We start from the raw sequence: 22,154 nt of genomic DNA on the forward strand, positions 1-22,154 counted from the left end.
GAAGAGATTCTTCAGACGACACGAGCAAATGTGGGAGGGGGCTTGCTCCCGATTGCGGCAGATCAGTCAACTTTTACATCGACTGGACCACCGCTATCGGGGGCAAGCCCCCTCCCACATTTGGATATCACTGCTGAGGGAGCAGTGGATAACTCAGGTCTTGTTGATTTTGACCGGGCGCTTCCAGCCGTCGATGTTGCGTTGGCGGGCGCGGGCGACTGCCAGTTGGGACTTATCCACATCCTGATTGATGGTTGAGCCCGCAGCGGTGTTGGAACCATCACGGATAGTGACGGGTGCGACCAGCGAGTTGTTGGAGCCGATAAATACGTCTTCACCAATGGTGGTCTGGTGCTTATTGGCGCCGTCGTAGTTACAGGTAATCGTGCCCGCGCCAACGTTGGTGCGTGCACCGATCACTGCATCGCCCAAGTAGGTAAGGTGCCCGGCCTTGGCGCCTTCGCCCAGGTGAGCATTTTTCAGCTCCACGAAGTTACCCACATGGGCCTTGGCTTCCAGCACGCTGCCAGGACGCAGCCGCGCAAACGGACCCGCATCGCTGCCCTCGCCCATTACCGCGCCGTCGATATGGCTGTTGGCCTTGACCACGACACCTTTGCGCAGCGTGCTGTCCTTGATCACGCAGTTCGGGCCGATCACTACGTCGTCTTCGATGATCACACGGCCTTCGAGGATCACATTGATGTCGATCAGTACGTCGCGGCCCACCGTCACTTCACCGCGTACGTCGAAACGCGCCGGGTCACGCAGGGTCACGCCCTGGGCCATCAGGCGGCGCCCTTCACGCAGCTGATAGTGGCGCTCCAACTCGGCCAATTGCTTACGGTCATTGGCGCCCTGCACTTCCATCGGGTCGTGGGGCTGCTCGGTGGCGACCACCAGGCCGTCACTGACCGCCATCTCGATGACGTCAGTAAGGTAGTACTCGCCTTGGGCATTGTTGTTGGACAGGCGGCTCATCCAGTCGGCGAGGCGATTGGCTGGCACCGCGAGAATCCCGGTGTTGCCTTCGGTGATGGCGCGCTGGGCTTCACTGGCGTCCTTGTGCTCGACGATGGCCGCGACCTTGCCCTCGGCGTCACGCACGATGCGCCCGTAGCCGGTGGGGTCGTCCAGCTCGACGGTGAGCAGGCCCATCTGGCCAGGCACCACATGCTTGAGCAGGCGTTGCAGGGTTTCCACTTCGATCAGCGGCACATCACCGTACAGGATCAGCACGGTGTCAGCGGTAATGAACGGCGCCGCTTGCGCGGTGGCGTGGCCGGTGCCCAGTTGCTTGTCCTGCAAGACGAAATTCAAGTCGTCTGCGGCCAGACGCTCACGTACCACATCCGCACCGTGCCCGATGACGACGTGAATGCGCTGCGGGTCCAACTGCCGGGCACTGTGGATAACATGGCCAAGCATGGAATTGCCTGCGACCGGGTGCAGTACCTTGGGCAAGGCCGAACGCATGCGGGTGCCCTGGCCAGCGGCGAGAATTACGATTTCAAGAGACATGAATGGCTACCAATCCTGGGCGGTCCGGCTTCAGACCAAAGAAGTGTTTTGCAAAAAAGAAAAAGGGTAGCCGAGGCTACCCTTTTTAATCAATCACGCGTGAAGCGTAACGGCAACGCCGCTTACTTCTTGCGGATCTGCTGGAGCGTCCGCAGCTGGGCTGCGGCCTCGGCCAGACGGACTGCAGCAGCGCTGTAGTCGAAGTCTGCGCCTTTTTCGTTCAGCGCCTTCTCGGCAGCCTTTACGGCTTCCTGAGCGGAGGCTTCATCCAGGTCGCCAGCACGTTGCACGGTATCGGCAAGTACCTTGACCATGTTCGGCTGAACCTCGAGGAAACCGCCAGAGATGTAGAACACCTCCTTTTCCCCGCCTTGCTTGGTCAGAGTGATCGGACCTGGCTTCAAGCTGGTGATCAACGGCGCGTGGCCCATGGCAATACCCAGGTCACCCAGGTCGCCGTGTGCAATCACCATTTCTACCAGACCGGAGAAGATTTCCCCTTCCGCGCTGACGATATCGCAATGGACTGTCATAGCCATCTGATTGCCTCAACCTGATGAGCGCCCGTTTCCGGGCGCCAGGATTACAGTTTCTTGGCTTTCTCGATCGCTTCTTCGATGCCGCCGACCATGTAGAACGCTTGTTCTGGCAGGTGGTCGTAGTCACCGTTGAGGATGCCTTTGAAGCCAGCAATGGTGTCTTTCAGGGAAACGTATTTACCCGAGGCACCGGTGAAGACTTCAGCCACGAAGAACGGCTGCGACAAGAAACGCTGGATCTTACGAGCACGGTTTACCAACTGCTTGTCGGCTTCCGACAGCTCGTCCATACCCAGGATCGCAATGATGTCCTTCAATTCTTTGTAGCGCTGCAGCACGTACTGAACGCCGCGAGCGGTGTCGTAGTGCTCCTGGCCGATCACGTTCGGGTCCAGCTGGCGCGAAGTCGAGTCGAGTGGATCGACCGCTGGGTAGATACCCAGGGAAGCGATGTCACGGGACAGAACGACGGTGGCGTCCAAGTGGGCGAAGGTGGTGGCTGGCGACGGGTCGGTCAAGTCATCCGCAGGTACGTATACCGCTTGGATCGAAGTGATCGAACCTTCCTTGGTCGAAGTGATACGTTCTTGCAGAACGCCCATCTCTTCAGCCAGGGTCGGCTGGTAACCTACTGCCGACGGCATACGGCCGAGCAGTGCGGATACTTCAGTACCGGCCAGGGTGTAACGATAGATGTTGTCGACGAACAGCAGAACGTCGTTACCTTCGTCACGGAACTTCTCGGCCATGGTCAGGCCGGTCAGGGCTACGCGCAGACGGTTACCCGGCGGCTCGTTCATCTGACCGTAAACCAGTGCCACTTTGTCCAGAACGTTGGAGTCCTTCATCTCGTGGTAGAAGTCGTTACCCTCACGGGTACGCTCACCCACACCGGCGAACACGGAGTAACCGCTGTGCTCGATGGCGATGTTACGGATCAGTTCCATCATGTTTACGGTCTTGCCTACACCGGCACCACCGAACAGACCGACTTTACCGCCCTTGGCGAACGGGCAAACCAGGTCGATAACCTTGATGCCGGTTTCCAGCAGGTCGTTGCCGCCCGCTTGCTCGGCGAACGAAGGTGCTGGACGGTGAATGCCCCAGCGCTCTTCGGTGTCGATCGGGCCAGCTTCGTCGATCGGGTTGCCCAGTACGTCCATGATCCGGCCCAGGGTCGCTTTACCGACCGGTACGGAGATGGCTGCGCCAGTGTCGACAACGTCCAGACCGCGCTTCAAGCCTTCGGTGGAACCCATCGCAATGGTACGAACTACGCCGTCGCCCAGCTGCTGCTGAACTTCCAGAGTAGTTTCCGCGCCTTGTACTTTCAGCGCGTTGTAGATGCTCGGTACGCTGTCGCGTGGGAATTCCACGTCGATAACGGCGCCGATGATTTGAACGATACGTCCGCTACTCATAGCTGGATCCTCTGAATATTTGAACCGTTAAACCGCGGCAGCGCCGCCGACGATTTCCGAGATCTCTTGGGTGATCGCAGCCTGACGCGCCTTGTTGTAGATCAGCTGCAAATCGCTGATCAGATCACCGGCGTTATCGGTAGCGTTTTTCATCGCGATCATCCGCGCCGCTTGTTCAGCTGCGTTGTTCTCGACCACCGCCTGGTACACCTGCGACTCCACGTAGCGCACCATCAAGCCGTCAAGCAGCTCTTTGGCGTCTGGTTCGTAGAGGTAGTCCCAGTGGTGCTTGAGTTCCTGATCCGGAGTCGCCACCAGGGGAATCAATTGCTCCACGGTTGGCTGCTGGGTCATGGTGTTGATGAACTTGTTGGATACCACGGACAGGCGGTCAATCCGGCCTTCCAGGTACGCATCCAGCATCACCTTCACACTGCCAATCAAATCATTGATCGACGGCTCTTCACCCAGGTGGCTGATAGCTGCAACGACGTTACCGCCGAAGTTGCGGAAAAAGGCCGCACCCTTGCTACCAACAACACACAGATCGATCTCGACGCCTTTTTCGCGGTTTACCGCCATGTCCTTGACCAGGGCCTTGAACAGGTTGGTATTCAGGCCACCGCACAGACCACGGTCACTGCTCACTACCACATAACCCACGCGCTTGACTTCGCGCTCGATCATGAACGGGTGGCGGTATTCCGGGTTGGCGTTGGCCAGATGCCCAATTACCTGGCGGATACGTTCCGCATAAGGACGGCTGGCTGCCATGCGCATTTGTGCCTTGCGCATTTTGCTGACCGCCACTTTTTCCATGGCGCTGGTAATCTTTTGCGTGCTTTTGATGCTCGCAATCTTACTGCGAATCTCTTTTGCGCCTGCCATGTAACACCTATCAGGTTAGCAAGCGGGAGCCTTGCGGCTCCCGCTGCGGCTTACCAGGTTTGGGTGGCCTTGAACTTCTCGATACCGGCTTTCATGCCAGCGTCGATATCGTCATTGAAGTCACCCTTCACGTTGATCTTCGCCATCAATTCGGCGTGATCGCGGTTGAAGTAAGCAATCAGCGCTTGTTCAAAGCTGCCGACCTTGGCGATTTCAACGTCGGTCAGGAACCCACGCTCAGCGGCATACAGCGACAACGCCATGTCAGCGATCGACATCGGGGCGTATTGCTTCTGCTTCATCAGCTCGGTAACGCGCTGACCATGCTCAAGTTGCTTACGGGTCGCTTCGTCCAGGTCAGACGCGAACTGGGCGAATGCCGCCAGTTCACGGTACTGAGCCAGAGCGGTACGGATACCACCGGAGAGCTTCTTGATGATCTTGGTCTGAGCGGCACCACCCACACGGGATACCGAAACACCGGCGTTCACTGCAGGACGGATGCCTGAGTTGAACATGGCCGATTCCAGGAAGATCTGACCGTCGGTGATGGAAATCACGTTGGTCGGAACGAACGCGGAAACGTCGCCAGCCTGGGTTTCGATGATCGGCAGTGCGGTCAGGGAACCGGTTTTGCCGGTCACTGCGCCGTTGGTGAACTTCTCTACGTACTCTTCGGAAACGCGGGATGCGCGCTCCAGCAGACGGGAGTGGAGATAGAACACGTCGCCTGGGTAGGCTTCACGGCCTGGTGGACGGCGCAGCAGCAGGGAAATCTGGCGGTAAGCCACTGCTTGCTTGGACAGATCGTCATAAACGATCAGCGCGTCTTCACCGCGGTCGCGGAAGAATTCACCCATGGTGCAACCGGAGTACGGTGCCAGGAATTGCAGCGCAGGAGATTCCGAAGCACTGGCAGCCACGATGATCGTGTTGGCCAGGGCGCCGTTTTCTTCCAGCTTGCGAACCACGTTGGCGATGGTCGATTGCTTCTGACCGATCGCTACGTAGACGCAGAAAATGCCGCTGTTCTTCTGGTTGATGATCGCGTCGATCGCCAGAGCGGTTTTACCGATCTGACGGTCACCGATGATCAGCTCACGCTGGCCACGGCCGACCGGAATCATGGCATCGACAGCCTTGTAGCCAGTCTGTACAGGCTGGTCTACCGACTTACGCCAGATCACGCCTGGAGCAACTTTCTCGACCGCGTCGGTCTCGGTGTTGCCCAGTGGACCTTTACCGTCAACAGGGTTACCCAGTGCGTCGACGACGCGGCCCAGCAGTTCCTTACCTACCGGAACTTCCAGGATGCGGCCTGTGCACTTGGCGCTCATGCCTTCGGCCAGACTGGTGTAGGCGCCCAATACAACGGCACCTACGGAGTCTTGCTCCAGGTTGAGGGCCATACCGTAGACGCCGCCCGGAAACTCGATCATCTCGCCGTACATAACGTCGGCCAGACCGTGAATCCGCACGATGCCGTCAGATACGCTGACGACAGTGCCTTCGTTACGGGCTTGGGAGGTCACATCGAGCTTGTCGATGCGGCCCTTGATAATTTCACTTATTTCGGAAGGATTGAGTTGCTGCATTGCTCTGCTGCCCCTTCAAACTCAAGATTTCAATGCTTCGGCAAGTTTCGCGATTTTGCCGCGAATCGAGCCATCGATAACCAGGTCGCCGGCACGGATAACGACACCACCAATCAGGGATGCGTCCTCCGAAGCTTGCAGGCGCACTTCCCGATTGAGTCGTGCACTGAGAACCTTGGCGAGTTTGTCTTGCTGTTCTTGGTTCAATGCAAAAGCACTGGTCACTTCAACGTCTACCGATTTCTCTGCATCGGCCTTGTACAGGTCGAACAGAGCGGCGATCTCCGGCAATAGCGGGAGACGGTCGTTTTCGGCAACGACGTGGATGAAGTTCTGCACCTTCACATCAAACTTGTCGCCGCACACTTCAATAAAAGTGGCGGCCTTGTCTGCGCTCGTCAGGCGCGGGGCCTTGAGCACGCGCTGCATGGTGTCGTCTTGCGACACTGCTGCAGCCAGGCCGAGCATGGCTGACCAAGAGGCCAGCTGCTGGTGGGCCTGGGCGTGCTCGAAGGCTGCCTTAGCGTAAGGTCGGGCCAACGTGGTCAGTTCTGCCATGATCGCCCTCGCTTAAATTTCAGCAGCCAGTTTATTAACCAGCTCCGCGTGCGCGTTTTGATCGATTGTGGCACCAAGGATCTTCTCGGCACCGCCGACCGCCAGAGCACCCAGTTGGGCACGCAGCGCGTCTTTGACGCCATTCAGTTCCTGTTCGATCTCGGCATGAGCCGAAGCCTTGACACGGTCAGCTTCGACGCGGGCTTTTTCAACAGCCTCTTCGACGATCTGGTTACCGCGCTTCTTGGCTTGCTCAATGATCTCAGCTGCCTGTGCTTTAGCTTCGCGCAGTTGATGACCCACTTTCTCTTGGGCCAACTCCAGGTCGCGAGCTGCACGGCTGGCAGCGTCCAAACCATCCGCGATCTTCTTCTGACGTTCGTGCAAAGCCGCGATGACCGGAGGCCACACGAACTTCATGCAAAACACTACAAAAATGAAGAACGCAACGGATTGGCCAATCAGGGTTGCATTAATGTTCACGCCAACACCTCGCTCATTCGTTGTCCATCACCCTAATCACTCGAAACGTCGAGTGATTAGCCAGCGAGTTGACCAACGAAGGGGTTCGCGAAGGTGAAGAACAGGGCAATACCAACGCCGATCATGGTTACGGCGTCGAGCAGGCCGGCAACGATGAACATTTTAACTTGCAGCATTGGAACCATTTCTGGCTGACGCGCTGCGCCTTCCAGGAATTTGCCGCCCAGCAGGCCGAAACCAATGGCAGTACCCAGGGCGCCCAGGCCGATCAACAGTGCAACAGCGATAGCGGTTAGACCAACTACAGTTTCCATCTTTCCTCCCGACTTTTACGTCGTATGGTTTAGGTTTTTTAGATTTTAAAGCGGTAAAACAAATCGTTTCATAGCCCTGGAGGGCCACCTTCCCGTTTCACCGGGAAGGACATCAGACTAGTCGAGACTGGCCTTAATGGTTCTCTTCGTGCGCCATCGACAGGTAGACGATGGTCAGCATCATGAAGATGAAGGCCTGCAGGGTGATGATCAGGATGTGGAACACAGCCCACGCCCACTGCAGAACGATGCCCAGGCCGCTAAGCCAGAGCAGACCGCTGCCGAACATCACAGCGATCAGAATGAACACCAGCTCGCCGGCATACATGTTGCCGAACAGTCGCAAGGCCAGGGAAATCGGCTTGGCGACCAGGGTCACGAATTCCAGCAGGAAGTTCACCGGGATCAGCAGGGCTTGAACGAAGATGTTCTTGCTGCCGAACGGGTGCAGGGTCAGCTCGCCGATGAAACCGCCGATGCCCTTGACCTTGATGCTGTAGAAAATGATCAACGCGAATACCGACAGGGCCATGCCCAGGGTAGCGTTCGGGTCTGTGGTCGATACGGCACGGAATGGAATGTGCGCGTCGCCGGAGATCAGGATGGCCAGCTGAGGAATCCAGTCCACCGGGATCAGGTCGACGGCGTTCATCAGGAACACCCAGACGAAGATGGTCAGTGCCAACGGTGCAATCACCGGGCTACGGCCATGGAAGCTGTCTTTCACGCTGCCATCGACGAATTCGACCAATACTTCAACGAAGTTCTGCAAAGCACCTGGCTGACCGGAAGTCGCCTTTTTTGCCGCCATGCGGAAAATCAGGACGAAGATCAGGCCCAATGCGACCGACCAGCCCAGAGTATCCAGGTGGAAAGCCCAGAAGCCCATTTCCTTGGCCTCTGCTGCGGTGTGAGCAAAGCCCCAGCCGCCGTTGGGAAGCTGACCGAAGGTCAGGTTCTGCAAGTGGTGCTGGATATAGCCCGAAGCGGTTGTTTCTGCCATGGTTGCCTCAAACGCCCTAAGGTTTCGAAAGTCTTGTTTTCATTAGCAGGGGAGCGAACCAGCTGACCAATTGGGTCAACACGAAGACGCCAAATACAGCCAGCGGCGCCAATGGCTTCACACCTGCAAAGGTCAGTGCAAACAGCACTGCCGTCAAAATCAGTTTCCCCGCCTCGCCGGCATAAAAAGACCGGACGATAGCCTGGGCTGCTCGGGCGCCGGAAAACCGAAAGGCCCTGTGAGCAAAATACATATTGGGCAGCAAGGCTATCAGGCCTCCGCAGAGTCCTGAATATCCGGCTACGACTCCATGCCAGTACCAAAGCGCCAATGCGGCGATCAGCAAAATGACAAGTTGAGCCAATAGAACCGGAAAAACGGCCAAGCGATGGAACGGCAACGTGTTTGGCGTGCGGGTTTCCATCACTCTTGCTCCTCAATGGTCGGCTGCCGGAAATCAATAACTTGGCATACTTTGTGCCGACAAAATGCGCGCAGAGTATAGGGGCGGTTCTGCCCCTATTCAACTGCCGGGTAGTGATTTCCGATCACGCGCTACATGAGCAATTGTTTCAGCGAATGTTTCAACGGATATGGGCAAGCACACCTTGAAGCTCGTCGAGGGAGTTATATCCGATAACCAATTGCCCTTTACCTTTCTTGCCGTGGCGAATTTGCACCGCAGAGCCTAGCCGTTCGGCCAGGCGCTGCTCGAGGCGCGCGATATCCGGATCAGGTTTGGCGGTTTCGACCGGTGCAGGTTTGCCGCTCAACCATTGGCGAACCAACGCTTCGGTCTGACGAACGGTAAGCCCGCGTGCGACAACGTGACGCGCCCCTTCAACCTGTTGATTTTCCGGCAAACCGAGCAAAGCACGGGCGTGACCCATTTCCAGGTCGCCGTGGGACAACATGGTCTTGATGACTTCCGGCAGCGCGATCAAACGCAGCAGGTTGGACACAGTCACGCGGGATTTACCCACCGCATCGGCCACTTGTTGCTGGGTCAGCTGGAATTCGTGCTGCAACCGCTGCAACGCGATGGCTTCCTCGATCGGGTTGAGGTCTTCACGCTGGATGTTTTCGATCAATGCCATGGCGATGGCCGTTTCATCGGGTACGTCGCGCACCATCGCCGGGATGGTTTCCTTGCCTGCCTGCTGGCTGGCGCGCCAGCGACGTTCGCCGGCGATGATTTCAAAGCGGCCGCTGCCAATGGGGCGCACCACGATCGGCTGCATCACGCCCTGGGCCTTGATCGAGTTGGCCAGCTCTTCCAGCGCCTGCGGGTCCATGTCCCGGCGCGGCTGGTATTTGCCGCGCTGGATCAGGTCCAGGGGCAAGTGCTGCAGCTCACGTTCGTCGGCCTGCACCGCTTGCTCTTCCAGCGAAGTGACGGTCGGACCACTCAGGAGTGCATCCAGTCCACGTCCGAGACCTCGTTTTTTGACGGCCATGGGGATTCCTTAAGTTGGCTGGGCTGCAGCGGTGCGTGAATTGCGACGTTGGCGACGCACCATCTCACCGGCCAGCGCCAGGTAGGCAATGGCGCCACGGGATGATTTGTCGTAGGCCAGCGCCGGCATGCCGTAGCTTGGCGCTTCGGCCAGGCGAATGTTGCGTGGAATCACCGTGTCGTAGAGCTGGTCGCCGAAATGTTCCTTGAGCTGCGCCGACACATCGTTCATCAGGCTCAGGCGCGGGTCATACATGGTCCGCAGCAGGCCTTCGACTTTCAGGTTCGGGTTGAGCAATTCGGCGATACGCTTGATGTTATCCACAAGGTCGCTCAGGCCTTCGAGCGCAAAGTACTCGCACTGCATGGGGATGATCACCCCATCGGCGGCAACCAGAGCGTTGAGCGTGAGCATCGACAGCGACGGCGGGCAGTCGATCAGGATGTAGTCGTAATTCTCGCGGATCGGCGCCAAGGCGCTGCGCAGACGGCTTTCCTTCATCTGCATTTCCAGCAGCACCACTTCCGCCGCAGTCAGGTCGCGGTTGGCCGGCAGCAGTTGATAACCGCCATGCTCGGAATAGTGCATGGCCTGGCCCAGGTCGCACTCGCCGATCAGCAAGTCGTAGACCGAGTTTTCCAGGCCGTGTTTATCCACACCGCTACCCATGGTGGCGTTGCCCTGTGGATCGAGATCGATCAACAGCACCCGGCGCTTGGTCGCGACCAGGGATGCTGCGAGGTTGATGCAGGTGGTGGTTTTGCCCACGCCACCTTTCTGGTTCGCTATCGCGAATACCTTAGCCATTCTTGCTTGTGTTCCCAATCATGCCGTGCGGCGCAGTATCAGCAGATGGCGTTGGCCTTGGCAACCGGGTACGGCCAAGGCGTGTTCGCTATCGAGGTGGAAGTCTGCCGGCAATGCTAACAGCTCGTCGCTTGGATGGACGCCCTTCATTGCCAGCCAGCGGGTATCGCGGTCGCCAAGGTGGCGAGTCCAGTTGCTGAAGTTCTCCATGCTGCTGAACGCCCGGGAAACAATTCCGTTGAAGGGCTGCTCAGGCGTAAAGGCTTCGACGCGACTGTGGATAACCTGCAGATTGTCCAGCTTGAGTTCGAGTTTGACCTGGGTCAGGAAACGGGTTTTCTTGCCGTTGCTGTCCAGGCAGGTGACCTGTGACTCCGGAAATAGGATGGCCAGCGGTATGCCAGGCATGCCGCCGCCGCTGCCGACGTCCAACCAGCGACCGTTTTCGATAAACGGCATCACGCTCAAGCTGTCGAGCAAATGGCGCGAGACCATTTCGTCCGGATCACGCACTGCGGTCAGGTTGTAAGCCTTGTTCCATTTGATCAACAGGGCCAGGTAGCCCAACAGCAGGGCGTGCTGGGCTTCGGTCAGGCCGACACCCAACTGGCGCGCACCTGTGGATAACTCTTCGGCGTGTTGCGAGGTGACCAACGAACTCAAGCGCTTTGCTCCAACTGACGGCCCGCGCCGCGTTTTTTCAAATGAATCATCAACAGTGAAATCGCTGCCGGCGTCACGCCAGGTATACGCGAAGCCTGGCCGAGAGTTTCCGGCCGAGTTATCCCCAGCTTGCTTTGAATTTCCTTCGACAGCCCGGAAATTCCGGTGTAGTCGATATCCACAGGCAGCTTGGTGTTTTCACTGGCGCGCAGGCGAGCGATCTCGTCCTGCTGGCGATCAATGTAACCGGCGTATTTGGTCTTGATTTCCACCTGTTCGGCGACCTGTGGATCGTCTGCGCCGCCGCCGGTCACTTCGACCAGGCCAGCGTAATCGATTTCCGGACGCGACAGCAGGTTCAGCAAGTTGTATTCGTGAGTCAGCGGTGTGCCAAATTTTTCGGCTATCGCATCGCCCTGTTCAGTGCCGGGGCGGACCCAGGTGCTTTTCAGGCGCTGCTCTTCGAGAGTGATGCTCTCGCGTTTTTTGCAAAAGGCCGCCCAGCGCGCGTCATCGACCAAACCCAGCTCGCGACCTTTTTCGGTCAAGCGCAGATCGGCGTTGTCTTCGCGCAGGATCAGGCGATATTCGGCCCTGGACGTGAACATCCGGTACGGTTCCTGGGTGCCCAGGGTAATCAGGTCGTCGACCAATACGCCGATGTACGCTTCATCGCGACGCGGGCACCAGCTGTCTTTGCCCTGGGCACGCAATGCAGCGTTGGTGCCGGCGAGCAAACCCTGGGCGCCGGCTTCTTCGTAACCGGTGGTGCCATTGATTTGCCCGGCGAAGAACAGGCCGCCGATCACCTTGGTTTCCAGGCTGTACTTCAGGTCACGCGGATCGAAGTAGTCGTACTCGATGGCGTAGCCAGGGCGAACGATGTGGGCGTTTTCCATGCCGCGAATCGATTGCACGATCTGGATTTGCACGTCGAACGGCAGGGACGTGGAAATCCCGTTCGGGTACAGCTCGTGGGTGGTCAGGCCTTCGGGCTCGATGAAGACCTGGTGACTTTCCTTGTCGGCAAAGCGGTGGATCTTGTCTTCGATCGACGGGCAATAACGCGGGCCGATCCCTTCGATCACCCCGGAATACATCGGCGAACGGTCGAGGTTCGCGGCAATGATTTCGTGGGTACGGGCATTGGTGTGGGTAATCCAGCAACTGACTTGTTTCGGGTGCTGCTCCTTGGAACCCATGAACGACATGACCGGGATCGGTGTATCGCCGGCTTGTTCGGTCATCACCGAAAAATCCACAGAACGCCCGTCGATTCGCGGCGGGGTCCCGGTTTTCAAGCGGCCCACACGCAGCGGCAATTCACGCAAGCGTTTTGCCAGGGCAATCGACGGCGGATCGCCAGCGCGCCCGCCGGAATAGTTCTGCATGCCAATGTGGATAAGCCCGCCGAGGAAGGTACCGGTGGTCAACACCACGGATTCTGCGAAGAAACGCAGGCCCATTTGGGTGACAACGCCGCGTACCTGGTCCTGCTCGACGATCAGGTCGTCCGCTGCTTGTTGAAATATCCACAGGTTCGGCTGGTTTTCCAGAGTTTCACGTACCGCTGCCTTGTACAGAATGCGGTCGGCTTGTGCGCGGGTAGCACGCACGGCCGGGCCTTTGCGGCTGTTCAGCACGCGAAATTGAATACCACCTTTGTCGGTAGCCGTTGCCATCACGCCGCCAAGGGCATCGATTTCCTTGACCAGATGGCTTTTGCCGATGCCTCCGATGGCAGGGTTGCAACTCATGGCGCCGAGGGTTTCCACGTTATGCGTCAGCAACAGGGTTTTTACGCCCATGCGCGCTGACGCCAGTGCTGCCTCGGTACCGGCATGACCGCCGCCGATGACGATCACTTCAAAACGGGAAGGGAAATCCACCACGCACCTCGTGCCTGCTTATGTAGGTAATCAGGAATTGTTTGTTGAAAGAGTTTTAGAGCTTTGGCGGCAAGTATAGGGACTTAGCCCTGCCTAAAGAACCCTTTGCACAAAATTTAACCAGCTGTGGATGAATCACAGACAATAGAAATTAAAAGAGAGAAATATATTAAATCTTTGTTTTTATGTTTATTTCTACTGAGCACCTTTTCTGTGGATAGATCTCTACAGGCTTTGATTTACGTTGTGTACAGCGATTCAAAAGGTTGTGGTCATGTGCCAATGAGGGGGTTGGATAAGTGGCTTAAGCCTGTGGATTAAAGTGATGGTTATCCACAGAGCGGTTTTTGCTCAGGTTTCAGGCGTGGTTATCAACTGGGCCCAAGGGCGGTTATTCACAGGGCTTAAATCACGGAAACCACCGGCTCCAACCGCAAATTTGGCCTCAAGACATCTATTGTGGGAAAACACGAGGACGGTTAATAATAGCGATTATCATTAACCTACCTTGTCGCGCCTATGTCCCCTCCTTCACACACGACAGCTGTGCAGCACATCTATGAGCAACACCATTCGTGGTTGCATGGGTGGCTCAAAGGCAAGCTGCATAACGCCTGCGATGCGGCCGATGTGGCCCACGATACGTTCGTGCGTATTCTGGGTGGGCGCGACGCTGTGCAGATCCTCGAACCACGGGATTACCTGGCGACCATCGCGAGAGGCCTGGTGATTGATCGCTATCGCCGGCACGCCATCGAGCAGGCCTATAAACAAACCCTGGCTGAGCGCCCTGAAGCCACCGCCATCAGTGAAGAAGACAAGGCAATCATCATTGAAACCCTGGTGTCTGTTGACAAGGCGCTGGCCGGTTTGGGCGAACGTGCACGGCGGATCTTCATGCTGTCGCAGATTGAAGGGCTGACTTATCAACAGATCGCCGATGATCTGCAGGTGTCATTGACCACGGTGAAGAAACACGTGATTCGTGCGCTGACCGAGTGTTCACTGATCATGGCCAGTCTGTAATGCCCGCGCCTGATCGCAAGACATTCGAGGCTGCAGCCGGCTGGTATGTGCAGTTTCAAGCGCAATCGCCGACGCCCGCCGAACGGCAAGCCTGGCAGCAATGGCTCAACGGGGATCCTTCCCATCAAGCGGCGTGGAGCCAACTGGAGCAGTTGCAGCGCAGCCTCGGCGCCCTGCCCCAGGACTTCACGCGGCGCGCCTTGACCACCACGCAACAACGCCGCCAGGTACTCAAGTGGATGCTGGTACTCGGCGGTACCGGGTATCTGGGCTGGAATGTTCAACGCCATACATCCCTGGGTAACGTATGGGCCGACTACCGAACGCCTGTGGGTAAACATCGGCGAATCGAACTGGCCGATGGCACTCAAGTTGATCTCAACACCAACACGGCCATCGATGTGATGTTCGACACGCGCCAGCGCTTGATCCGGCTGCGCGAGGGTGAGGTACTTATCCACAGCGGGAAGCGGGCCGGGTACCCGCCGTTATACGTGGAGACGCATCACGGCCGCGTGCAGGCGTTGGGCACTCGATTTACCGTGCGTCAGTTCCCAGATTCCACACGGGTAGGCGTTCTGGAAGATCGGGTCAACCTGTCCCCCGGCGACCAGCCCGACCGCAGCCGAACGCTGGGTGCGGGTGAATGCGCGGAATTTGACCGACACGCCATAAGGCCCACCCAGCACTATGGCCGCACACAAGCAGCTTGGACCGACGGTCAATTGATCGTGCTCGACGCCAGACTTGGCGATGTTATTGCTGAACTGGCGCGCTATCGGCCGGGCCTGATGCAGTGTGACCAGGCCTGCGCTGGCCTGCGTGTTTCCGGAGCGTTCCGCCTGGACTCGACAGACGCGGTACTGACCAACCTGCAGGCCACCCTGCCGATTCAGGTGAAGTACTTCACGCGCTATTGGGTGTCAGTCAACCGAATCGGCTGATTGAAAAAATAATCCACAGGGGGGTTATCTTTTTTTTATCTGGCGCGGCCCTTCAGGTAATCACGACGCTACCTTCAGGGCTTACCCATTTATGTGCCTTCCTACCCCGCTACGCCAGCGACTTTCCTGCCGCGCCCTTACCTACGGCCTGCTGCTCGCCACCTCCTGCGGTACGTTGTTATCCACAGGGGTCATGGCCGCCAGTACGACGCAACATTACGTCATCGCTGCCGGCCCACTGGACAGTGCACTGAGCCAGTTTGCCGCCAGGGCCAATGTGATTCTGTCGTTCTCGCCCCAACAGACTTCGCGTCTGACCACTTCCGGTCTGGATGGCGATTATTCGGTAGATCAAGGTTTCGCGCTGCTGCTGCAAAACTCGGGGTTGCAGGCCGTCGCCCAGGCGCCCGGCAGCTATGGCTTGCAAGCAATACCTATCGGCCAGCTCACTCTCGCACCGACGACCGTAAGCGCGTATCAATCGGATGGATTCGGTCAGGAACTGGCGCCGGATGTTGGCTACAAGGCGCAAAACAGCCGTATCGGCACCAAGACCAGTACGCCTCTGTCACAGACGCCTCGTTCGGTATCGGTGGTGACCGGGCAACGTATCAAGGATCAAAAATCGCAAACACTGACCGAAGTGCTCGGTTACGTACCCGGTATTTTCGCGCCGCCTTTTGCCGCAGGCGACGGGCTGGCGGGCGATCTGTTTTTCATTCGAGGCTTCAACGCTACGGACTATGGCTACGGCCTGCTCAGGGATGGACTACGCGTGCAAGGCAATCGGTACGACACCACCAGTGAGCCTTATGGCCTGGAGCGGGTCGAGGTTTTCCGCGGCCCTTCTTCGCTGCTCTACGGTGAAAACGCGCCGGGCGGCTTGGTCAACCTGGTCAGCAAACATCCGACCGCCAACCCCCAGGGCGAAGTGCAATTGGGGTACGGCTCGAACAACCGGCGCCAGATGGGTGTGGATATCTCCGGGCCGCTCAATGACAGTGACAATGTCCTCGGTCGCCTGGTGATGCTTGGCCGAAAATCCGATACCCAGACCGACCACGTACCGGACGATCGTATCTACATCGCCCCGTCCCTGACCCTGAATTTTGACGACTACAACACCCTGACCCTGTTGGCCAACTACCAGAAAGACCACACCAATCTGGAACTTGGCCTACCCGCTGCGGGCACCTTACTCACTAATCCCAACGGTAAGCTGTCCAAGCACACCATGCTCGGCGACCCGGATTGGAACACCTTTGAGCGTGAAGCCTGGAGCACTGGCTACGAGTTCAGCCATAGCTTCAACGACGATTGGCAGTTCCGCCAGAACTCGCGGTACATGCAGTCACGTATCGACCGCCATGAAACCTGGCCGAGCGCGCTGAATAACCGGGGCTTCGGCACCCAACTGAACATGACCGCCTACGACCGCTACAACAAATCCATGGTCTATTCCCTGGATAACCAGCTCGAAGGCAAATTCCAGGTCGGCGGGTTGGAAAACACTGTGTTGGTCGGCGCCAGCTACGACCGCACCTCGTTCAACCAGGATTGGGATGCCGGTTTCGCCGGTACCATCAATGTGTATAACCCCGTGTACCTGAGGGACCCGCTCACGCCGATCGCTGTGCAGAACACCTTGCTCGAGCAGCAAATGAAAGGCGTGTACGCCCAGATCCAAAGCAAGTACGACCACTGGCTGTTCCTGCTCGGTGGGCGGCAGGACTGGGTCGACAGCGATTTCCGCGACAAAGTGAACAAGGCCAGCAACATCAGCACCCAAGACCGCAAGTTCACCTACCAGGGTGGCGTGATGTACCAGTTCGACAACGGCCTGACGCCGTATGTCAGCTATTCCACCGCGTTCGTTCCGGTGCAGCAGATTTCCAACGCCGGCGCACCGTTGAAGCCGATCACCAGCAGCCAATATGAAGTGGGCGTGAAGTACGAGCCGATCGGCTGGGACACGGCGATGACACTCTCGGTGTACGACTTGCGCAAACAGGACGACACCTACCTCGATGCCACCACCAACAGTTATCGCCAGGTAGGTGAGAGCCGCGCCAAAGGTGTGGAAGTTGAAATCAACAGCGACCTTACGCCAAACCTGAATGTGACCGCGGCCTACACCTACACTGACGCACGGATTACCAAGGATTCCGCCACTTCCTTGGTAGAAGGGCATCAGATGACCGGCGTTCCGCGCAACCAGGCTTCGGTGTGGAGCAAATACCGCTTCCTCGACGGTCACCTTAAAGGCCTGTCTGTGGGCGGTGGCGTGCGTTATTTCGACAGCACCTTTTCCTACACGGCGCCTACGCTGTACGGGAAGCTGGATGCTGGAAGTGTCACGCTGGTGGATGCAGCGGTGGGGTATCAGATCGATTCGCACTGGTCAGTGGATGTGAACGCCAAGAACCTGTTCGACAAGGAGTATGTAGCCGGTTGCAACGACGCGGGGCGCTGCTATTGGGGCGACAGCCGTACCTTGCTGGGTACGGTGTCCTACAACTGGTAAGCGCGTGACTATTTGCCGATACAGAAGCTGGAAAAGATTCGCCCGAGCAAATCATCGGAACTGAACGCGCCGGTGATCTCCCCCAACAGCTGCTGCGCCTGACGCAAATCCTCAGCCAGCAGCTCCCCTGCCCCTGCCAGGGTCAGCTGTGCTCGCCCGTGCTCCAACGCCGCGCTGGCGTGGCGAAGCGCCTCCAGATGCCTGCGGCGTGCACTGAAGCTGCTCTCCGAGGTCTGCTCATAGCCCATGCACGCCTTGAGATGGTCACGGAGCAACTCCAGGCCATCCCCTGCCGATTTGGCACTGAGGCTGATAGTCACATGGCCATCGTCGCTGGTTTGCATCGCAATGGCCTCACCGGTCAAGTCGGCCTTGTTACGGATCAAGGTGACTTTAGCCGGGTCTGGTCGCTGCTCGAGGAATTCGGGCCACAACGCAAAAGGATCCACAGCCTCGGGGGCCGTCGCATCCACCACCAATAAAACTCGATCTGCTTCGCCGATGGCTTTGAGCGCGCGTTCTACGCCGATTTTTTCCACCTGGTCGTCGGTATCGCGCAATCCGGCCGTATCGACCACGTGCAACGGCATACCGTCGATGTGGATATGTTCGCGCAGGATATCCCGAGTGGTACCGGCAATTTCGGTGACGATGGCCGCCTCGCGCCCCGCCAAAGCATTAAGCAGGCTGGATTTGCCGGCGTTGGGACGACCCGCGATCACCACGGTCATACCGTCACGCAGCAATGCGCCCTGCCCGGCTTCGCGCAACACTGTGGATAACTCCTCGCGGACTTTATCCAGCATCGCCAGGACGTGGCCATCGGCCAGGAAGTCAATTTCCTCTTCAGGGAAATCAATGGCCGCTTCGACATAGATGCGCAGGCTGATCAACTGCTCAGTCAAGTTATGCACACGTAACGAAAAAGCCCCCTGCAACGAACGCAATGCGTTGCGCGCTGCCTGTGCAGAACTGGCCTCGATCAGGTCGGCAATGGCTTCGGCCTGTGCCAGGTCGAGTTTGTCATTCAGGAAGGCGCGCTCGCTGAACTCCCCCGGACGGGCCAGGCGGCAGCCCAATTGCAGACAACGCTGCAGCAACATATCCAATACGACCGGGCCGCCGTGCCCCTGCAGTTCCAGCACATCTTCGCCGGTGAAGGAGTTGGGTCCCGGGAAATACAGCGCCAAGCCCTCATCCAGCACGCTTTCGTCCCCATCCAGAAACGGGCCGTAATGGGCATACCGCGGCTTCAACTCCCGCCCACTGATCGCCTTGGCGGCCACGCCTGCGAGCGGCCCGGAAATTCGAACGATACCGACGCCGCCGCGACCTTGAGCGGTTGCGACAGCAGCGATGGTTTCACGAGGAGCGCTCATCAGCAGGTTCCAGAATTAAAGTGGCAGAAAGCAAAACGCCCCACTAGGGGGCGTCTTGAGTGGTTATCCACAGAGTAAATTACGCCTCGGCTTTTTTGGTAGCCGCTTCGATTTTACGTGTGATGTACCACTGTTGGGAGATCGACAAGACGTTGTTGACTACCCAGTACAGCACCAGACCTGCCGGGAACCACAGGAAGAAGAAGGTGAAGATGATTGGCATCATTTTCATCACCTTGGCCTGCATCGGATCCGGCGGAGTCGGGTTCAGGCGCTGCTGGATAAACATGGTCGCGCCCATGATGATCGGCAGGATAAAGAACGGGTCTTTGATCGACAGGTCAGTTATCCACAGCATGAACGGCGCCTGGCGCATTTCCACGCTTTCCAGGAGTACCCAGTAAAGCGACAGGAATACCGGCATCTGCACCAGAATCGGCAAGCAACCACCCAACGGGTTGATCTTCTCTTTCTTGTACAGCTCCATCATGGCCTGCGACATTTTCTGCCGGTCGTCACCATGCTGCTCTTTCAGCGCGGCCAGCTTCGGCGCCACGGCACGCATGCGCGCCATCGACTTGTAGCTGGCGGCTGACAGCGGGAAGAAGATCCCCTTGATCAGCATGGTCAGGAAAATGATCGAGAAGCCCCAGTTACCCACAATGCTGTGGATATGTTGCAGCAGCCAGAAAATCGGCTGGGCAATGAACCAGAGGAAGCCGTAGTCCACAGTCAGTTCCAGACCTGGGGACAACTCTTTCAGCACTGCCTGGCTTTTCGGGCCAGCGTACAAGGTAGCGCTGGTTTCAGCCTTGGCGCCGGGTGCGACGGTCAACGCCGGGCCAGTAAAGCCAATGATGTAGTTGCCCTGGCTGTCCTTGCGGGTTTGAACCAGGTTCGCATCACCCTTGTTCGGGATCCATGCGGTCACGAAGTAGTGCTGCAGCCAGGCTACCCAGCCACCTTGAACGGTTTCCTTCAGCGCGCCCTTGTCGATATCTTTCATCGACACTTTTTTGTACGGCTCGTTACTTGTCCACAGGGCAGCGCCCAGGTAAGTCGCGGTGCCGGTGGCGGTGCTGGAAGAAGGATCGGAGCTGGCGTCACGCTTGAGCTGGGCAAACAGGTTGCCGCTCCAGGCTTTGTCGCTGGTGTTGTCGATCAGGTAAGTGACCTTCAGATCGTACAAACCACGGGTAAAGCTGAAACGCTTGATGTAATTGACGCCGTCGAGGCTGAATTTCAGGTCGACGTTCAGCTGGTTCTGGCCATCAGCCAGTTGATAGCTTTTCTGCTCGGTCGCATAAATCGGACGACCGGTAGCACGCGCATCCGGACCATTGGTGCCGGTCAGGCCGCTTTGCGCCAGATAGGTACGTTCACCGCCGTTATCGAACAGCTGGAACGGAACATCCGGGTGGTCCTGGCGACGTGGATAAAGCGGCAGCTTCAGCTGTGCGATATCACCGCCCTGCGGGTCGATAGCCAGGTCGAGCACATCCGTTTTCACGTGGATGAGGTCTTTGTTGGTGACCACTGGCGTTTCTAACGGGGCACTTGTCTCGCCATTCGCGCTGGGAACATCGGCACTCGCGGACGCATTGTTACCCAGCGGGGTGTCCGGAATAGCCGGCGCAGCCTGATTGGTAGCAACATTCTGAGTCGGCAGGGCAGCCTGGCCATAGTCTTGGTTCCATTTCAGGACCATGACGTAGGACACGATTGCCAGGGCGACGATCAGGATCGTGCGTTTAATATCCATGATTACTCGGCCATCGAAGAGGAACGGGAGGTAGGGATAGGCGGAACCGGGTCATAACCACCGGGATTCCACGGATGACAGCGACCTAAACGACGAAAGGTCAGCCAGCCACCGCGCAGAAGGCCATGATTTTCTATGGCCTCTAACGCGTAGCAGGAACAACTGGGGTAGAAGCGACAGTGGTTGGCCATCAGAGGACTAATGGCATAGCGATAAAACTGGATCGGAACGAGTGCCAGTTTACGCATCGGTACTGTCTACCCCTACAGTTTCGGTGCTGACTGCTGGTGCTGGTTTGTGGGTACGCGCCAGACGTTTCCAGAGCTTGCCGAAATGCTGAATCAATTCGGGGTTTTCTACATCCCCCAAGCCTTTGCGCGCGACGATAACAATATCCCAACCAACCAGAGTGTCCTGGTGGAGGCGAAACGATTCGCGCATCAGACGCTTGAGGCGATTGCGCTCAACGGAGAGCTTTACGCTCTTCTTGCCGATCACCAACCCGAGACGGGGGTGACCAAGATCGTTGTTACGCGCAAGGAGCAGGAGATTTTTCCCCGGAACCTTGCCGGTGGGGGAGTCAAAGACTGCCTTGAAATGCCGGGGGGTTAGCAGACGCTTTTCCCGACTGAAGTCCTGACTCACCACCAGTACCGGATTATCAAACTGCCAGACGCGCACGACCTTTGGCGCGGCGACGCGACAGGACAGCACGGCCGTTCTTGGTAGCCATGCGAGCACGGAAGCCGTGAGTACGGGCGCGTTTGATGGTGCTTGGTTGGAAAGTACGTTTCATGGCGTTGTTACCTGGTTCGTCCACAACGGGCCGGAATGGCCCCCGTTTTAAGAGACCGGCGATTCTAGAGAAAGCAAGCCTCTAGGTCAATTTCCAACCAGCTTTTCCTTTAATTAGATCTCTGGCGGCCACGTCAGCCTTTCTGCCTGCTTCTCTTCCATGAGCGATGGCATAGATATAAAAATAAAGAAGGAAGTTATTTAAAGCTTTTCTGTAAAGCTTATAAAAGCTAGGGAAGCGATCTGCTGTGGATAACTGCCTTTAGGCCTTATTCCACCTGATGTACAGAGAATGACAACACGGGGGAGAAACGGTGCTCTGCCTGTGCTGCGCTGTCGGATAAGCTGTGTGTGGAATGGCTTGTTATCCACAGGCCAGTTACCCACAGACTTTCGGCCCCACTTGTGCAATGGGCTCAGGGGCGGTTATCCACAGAGCTTATTCACAGACCGTCGGTCGCCTTTTTCAAGGTTAAGACGTTGATTTTGGGTGGCCTGTGCGCAACCTTCATGTGGATAAGTGGGCGGCTGGTCGCTACAATGGCGGCTGTTTTTGCCTCACCGGCTTTCAACTTAGGGGATATCC

22 protein-coding genes are annotated in these 22,154 nt (G+C 57.6%); 3 read left to right on the forward strand and 19 right to left on the reverse strand.

What is annotated here, in order from left to right; genetic code table 11:
- Positions 1 to 153: 153 nt before the first annotated feature.
- From glmU to mnmG, 14 genes are all read right to left on the reverse strand, one after another.
- On the reverse strand, positions 154 to 1,521 hold the full coding sequence (glmU, locus tag C4J90_RS26720; protein ID WP_124421166.1) for a bifunctional UDP-N-acetylglucosamine diphosphorylase/glucosamine-1-phosphate N-acetyltransferase GlmU: 1,368 nt from the start codon (positions 1,519 to 1,521) through the stop codon (positions 154 to 156).
- 122 nt (positions 1,522 to 1,643) lie between these two features.
- Complete coding sequence (locus tag C4J90_RS26725; protein ID WP_015886644.1) at positions 1,644 to 2,060, reverse strand: F0F1 ATP synthase subunit epsilon; 417 nt, start codon at positions 2,058 to 2,060, stop codon at positions 1,644 to 1,646.
- Between the two features lie 44 nt (positions 2,061 to 2,104).
- Positions 2,105 to 3,481: a F0F1 ATP synthase subunit beta gene (gene atpD, locus C4J90_RS26730; protein WP_017135118.1), complete on the reverse strand. Its 1,377-nt coding sequence runs from the start codon at positions 3,479 to 3,481 to the stop codon at positions 2,105 to 2,107.
- Between the two features lie 27 nt (positions 3,482 to 3,508).
- Positions 3,509 to 4,369 (reverse strand): F0F1 ATP synthase subunit gamma, encoded by an 861-nt coding sequence (gene atpG / locus C4J90_RS26735; protein ID WP_034139931.1) that lies wholly within the window; start codon positions 4,367 to 4,369, stop codon positions 3,509 to 3,511.
- A 50-nt stretch (positions 4,370 to 4,419) separates the two neighbouring features.
- Positions 4,420 to 5,964, reverse strand: a complete 1,545-nt coding sequence (atpA, locus tag C4J90_RS26740; protein ID WP_003177064.1) for a F0F1 ATP synthase subunit alpha — start codon at positions 5,962 to 5,964, stop codon at positions 4,420 to 4,422.
- Between the two features lie 21 nt (positions 5,965 to 5,985).
- Entirely contained in the window at positions 5,986 to 6,522 is a 537-nt protein-coding gene (locus tag C4J90_RS26745; protein WP_124368914.1) for a F0F1 ATP synthase subunit delta, read from the reverse strand.
- A 12-nt stretch (positions 6,523 to 6,534) separates the two neighbouring features.
- Complete coding sequence (locus tag C4J90_RS26750; protein WP_003177066.1) at positions 6,535 to 7,005, reverse strand: F0F1 ATP synthase subunit B; 471 nt, start codon at positions 7,003 to 7,005, stop codon at positions 6,535 to 6,537.
- Between the two features lie 56 nt (positions 7,006 to 7,061).
- Complete coding sequence (gene atpE / locus C4J90_RS26755) at positions 7,062 to 7,319, reverse strand: F0F1 ATP synthase subunit C (RefSeq protein ID WP_002555987.1); 258 nt, start codon at positions 7,317 to 7,319, stop codon at positions 7,062 to 7,064.
- 133 nt (positions 7,320 to 7,452) lie between these two features.
- Positions 7,453 to 8,322, reverse strand: coding sequence for a F0F1 ATP synthase subunit A (gene atpB, locus C4J90_RS26760; protein ID WP_057725770.1), 870 nt, complete (start codon positions 8,320 to 8,322; stop codon positions 7,453 to 7,455).
- A 16-nt stretch (positions 8,323 to 8,338) separates the two neighbouring features.
- On the reverse strand, positions 8,339 to 8,746 hold the full coding sequence (locus C4J90_RS26765; protein WP_043048220.1) for a F0F1 ATP synthase subunit I: 408 nt from the start codon (positions 8,744 to 8,746) through the stop codon (positions 8,339 to 8,341).
- 160 nt (positions 8,747 to 8,906) lie between these two features.
- The gene (locus C4J90_RS26770) at positions 8,907 to 9,779 is read right to left on the reverse strand and encodes a ParB/RepB/Spo0J family partition protein (protein ID WP_124365074.1); all 873 of its coding nucleotides are present in this window, start codon (positions 9,777 to 9,779) and stop codon (positions 8,907 to 8,909) included.
- 9 nt (positions 9,780 to 9,788) lie between these two features.
- Entirely contained in the window at positions 9,789 to 10,586 is a 798-nt protein-coding gene (locus C4J90_RS26775) for a ParA family protein (protein WP_057725767.1), read from the reverse strand.
- 18 nt (positions 10,587 to 10,604) lie between these two features.
- Entirely contained in the window at positions 10,605 to 11,249 is a 645-nt protein-coding gene (rsmG, locus tag C4J90_RS26780; protein WP_124365075.1) for a 16S rRNA (guanine(527)-N(7))-methyltransferase RsmG, read from the reverse strand.
- Positions 11,246 to 13,138, reverse strand: coding sequence for a tRNA uridine-5-carboxymethylaminomethyl(34) synthesis enzyme MnmG (gene mnmG, locus C4J90_RS26785; RefSeq protein ID WP_124421167.1), 1,893 nt, complete (start codon positions 13,136 to 13,138; stop codon positions 11,246 to 11,248). The genes rsmG and mnmG overlap by 4 nt, the downstream gene beginning before the upstream one ends.
- Positions 13,139 to 13,657: 519 nt before the next feature.
- Here mnmG and C4J90_RS26790 point away from each other — a divergent pair.
- From C4J90_RS26790 to C4J90_RS26800, 3 genes are all read left to right on the forward strand, one after another.
- Positions 13,658 to 14,164, forward strand: a complete 507-nt coding sequence (locus C4J90_RS26790) for a sigma-70 family RNA polymerase sigma factor (RefSeq protein ID WP_124421168.1) — start codon at positions 13,658 to 13,660, stop codon at positions 14,162 to 14,164.
- A complete protein-coding gene (locus tag C4J90_RS26795; protein WP_124421169.1) occupies positions 14,164 to 15,108 on the forward strand; it encodes a FecR domain-containing protein in 945 nt (314 codons plus the stop codon). Before C4J90_RS26790 ends, C4J90_RS26795 begins: the two co-directional genes overlap by 1 nt.
- A 193-nt stretch (positions 15,109 to 15,301) precedes the next feature.
- The gene (locus tag C4J90_RS26800; protein WP_372237512.1) at positions 15,302 to 17,632 is read left to right on the forward strand and encodes a TonB-dependent siderophore receptor; all 2,331 of its coding nucleotides are present in this window, start codon (positions 15,302 to 15,304) and stop codon (positions 17,630 to 17,632) included.
- Between the two features lie 8 nt (positions 17,633 to 17,640).
- Here C4J90_RS26800 and mnmE read toward each other — a convergent pair whose 3' ends face one another.
- The 5 genes from mnmE to rpmH all read right to left on the reverse strand — a co-directional run bounded on the left by mnmE (position 17,641) and on the right by rpmH (position 21,569).
- Positions 17,641 to 19,011 (reverse strand): tRNA uridine-5-carboxymethylaminomethyl(34) synthesis GTPase MnmE, encoded by a 1,371-nt coding sequence (gene mnmE / locus C4J90_RS26805; protein WP_124421171.1) that lies wholly within the window; start codon positions 19,009 to 19,011, stop codon positions 17,641 to 17,643.
- A 79-nt stretch (positions 19,012 to 19,090) separates the two neighbouring features.
- Positions 19,091 to 20,773: a membrane protein insertase YidC gene (gene yidC, locus C4J90_RS26810; protein ID WP_124421172.1), complete on the reverse strand. Its 1,683-nt coding sequence runs from the start codon at positions 20,771 to 20,773 to the stop codon at positions 19,091 to 19,093.
- A 2-nt stretch (positions 20,774 to 20,775) separates the two neighbouring features.
- A complete protein-coding gene (gene yidD / locus C4J90_RS26815) occupies positions 20,776 to 21,021 on the reverse strand; it encodes a membrane protein insertion efficiency factor YidD (RefSeq protein WP_003213574.1) in 246 nt (81 codons plus the stop codon).
- Complete coding sequence (gene rnpA / locus C4J90_RS26820) at positions 21,014 to 21,421, reverse strand: ribonuclease P protein component (RefSeq protein ID WP_372237513.1); 408 nt, start codon at positions 21,419 to 21,421, stop codon at positions 21,014 to 21,016. Before rnpA ends, yidD begins: the two co-directional genes overlap by 8 nt.
- A gap of 13 nt (positions 21,422 to 21,434) precedes the next feature.
- A complete protein-coding gene (gene rpmH / locus C4J90_RS26825) occupies positions 21,435 to 21,569 on the reverse strand; it encodes a 50S ribosomal protein L34 (RefSeq protein ID WP_003213577.1) in 135 nt (44 codons plus the stop codon).
- Positions 21,570 to 22,154 lie beyond the last annotated feature (585 nt).

Origin of the sequence: Pseudomonas sp. R2-60-08W, assembly GCF_003852335.1 — a bacterium.
Taxonomy (GTDB): Bacteria; Pseudomonadota; Gammaproteobacteria; order Pseudomonadales; family Pseudomonadaceae; genus Aquipseudomonas.

What these genes read in the sequence shown, in the direction of transcription:
- glmU (WP_124421166.1), bottom strand. Translation starts at nt 1,521, where the DNA reads ATGTCTCTTGAAATCGTAATTCTCGCCGCTGGCCAGGGCACCCGCATG.
- C4J90_RS26725 (WP_015886644.1), bottom strand. Translation starts at nt 2,060, where the DNA reads ATGGCTATGACAGTCCATTGCGATATCGTCAGCGCGGAAGGGGAAATC.
- atpD (WP_017135118.1), bottom strand. Translation starts at nt 3,481, where the DNA reads ATGAGTAGCGGACGTATCGTTCAAATCATCGGCGCCGTTATCGACGTG.
- atpG (WP_034139931.1), bottom strand. Translation starts at nt 4,369, where the DNA reads ATGGCAGGCGCAAAAGAGATTCGCAGTAAGATTGCGAGCATCAAAAGC.
- atpA (WP_003177064.1), bottom strand. Translation starts at nt 5,964, where the DNA reads ATGCAGCAACTCAATCCTTCCGAAATAAGTGAAATTATCAAGGGCCGC.
- C4J90_RS26745 (WP_124368914.1), bottom strand. Translation starts at nt 6,522, where the DNA reads ATGGCAGAACTGACCACGTTGGCCCGACCTTACGCTAAGGCAGCCTTC.
- atpE (WP_002555987.1), bottom strand. Translation starts at nt 7,319, where the DNA reads ATGGAAACTGTAGTTGGTCTAACCGCTATCGCTGTTGCACTGTTGATC.
- atpB (WP_057725770.1), bottom strand. Translation starts at nt 8,322, where the DNA reads ATGGCAGAAACAACCGCTTCGGGCTATATCCAGCACCACTTGCAGAAC.
- C4J90_RS26765 (WP_043048220.1), bottom strand. Translation starts at nt 8,746, where the DNA reads ATGGAAACCCGCACGCCAAACACGTTGCCGTTCCATCGCTTGGCCGTT.
- C4J90_RS26770 (WP_124365074.1), bottom strand. Translation starts at nt 9,779, where the DNA reads ATGGCCGTCAAAAAACGAGGTCTCGGACGTGGACTGGATGCACTCCTG.
- C4J90_RS26775 (WP_057725767.1), bottom strand. Translation starts at nt 10,586, where the DNA reads ATGGCTAAGGTATTCGCGATAGCGAACCAGAAAGGTGGCGTGGGCAAA.
- C4J90_RS26790 (WP_124421168.1), top strand. Translation starts at nt 13,658, where the DNA reads ATGTCCCCTCCTTCACACACGACAGCTGTGCAGCACATCTATGAGCAA.
- C4J90_RS26795 (WP_124421169.1), top strand. Translation starts at nt 14,164, where the DNA reads ATGCCCGCGCCTGATCGCAAGACATTCGAGGCTGCAGCCGGCTGGTAT.
- C4J90_RS26800 (WP_372237512.1), top strand. Translation starts at nt 15,302, where the DNA reads ATGGCCGCCAGTACGACGCAACATTACGTCATCGCTGCCGGCCCACTG.
- mnmE (WP_124421171.1), bottom strand. Translation starts at nt 19,011, where the DNA reads ATGAGCGCTCCTCGTGAAACCATCGCTGCTGTCGCAACCGCTCAAGGT.
- yidC (WP_124421172.1), bottom strand. Translation starts at nt 20,773, where the DNA reads ATGGATATTAAACGCACGATCCTGATCGTCGCCCTGGCAATCGTGTCC.
- yidD (WP_003213574.1), bottom strand. Translation starts at nt 21,021, where the DNA reads ATGCGTAAACTGGCACTCGTTCCGATCCAGTTTTATCGCTATGCCATT.
- rpmH (WP_003213577.1), bottom strand. Translation starts at nt 21,569, where the DNA reads ATGAAACGTACTTTCCAACCAAGCACCATCAAACGCGCCCGTACTCAC.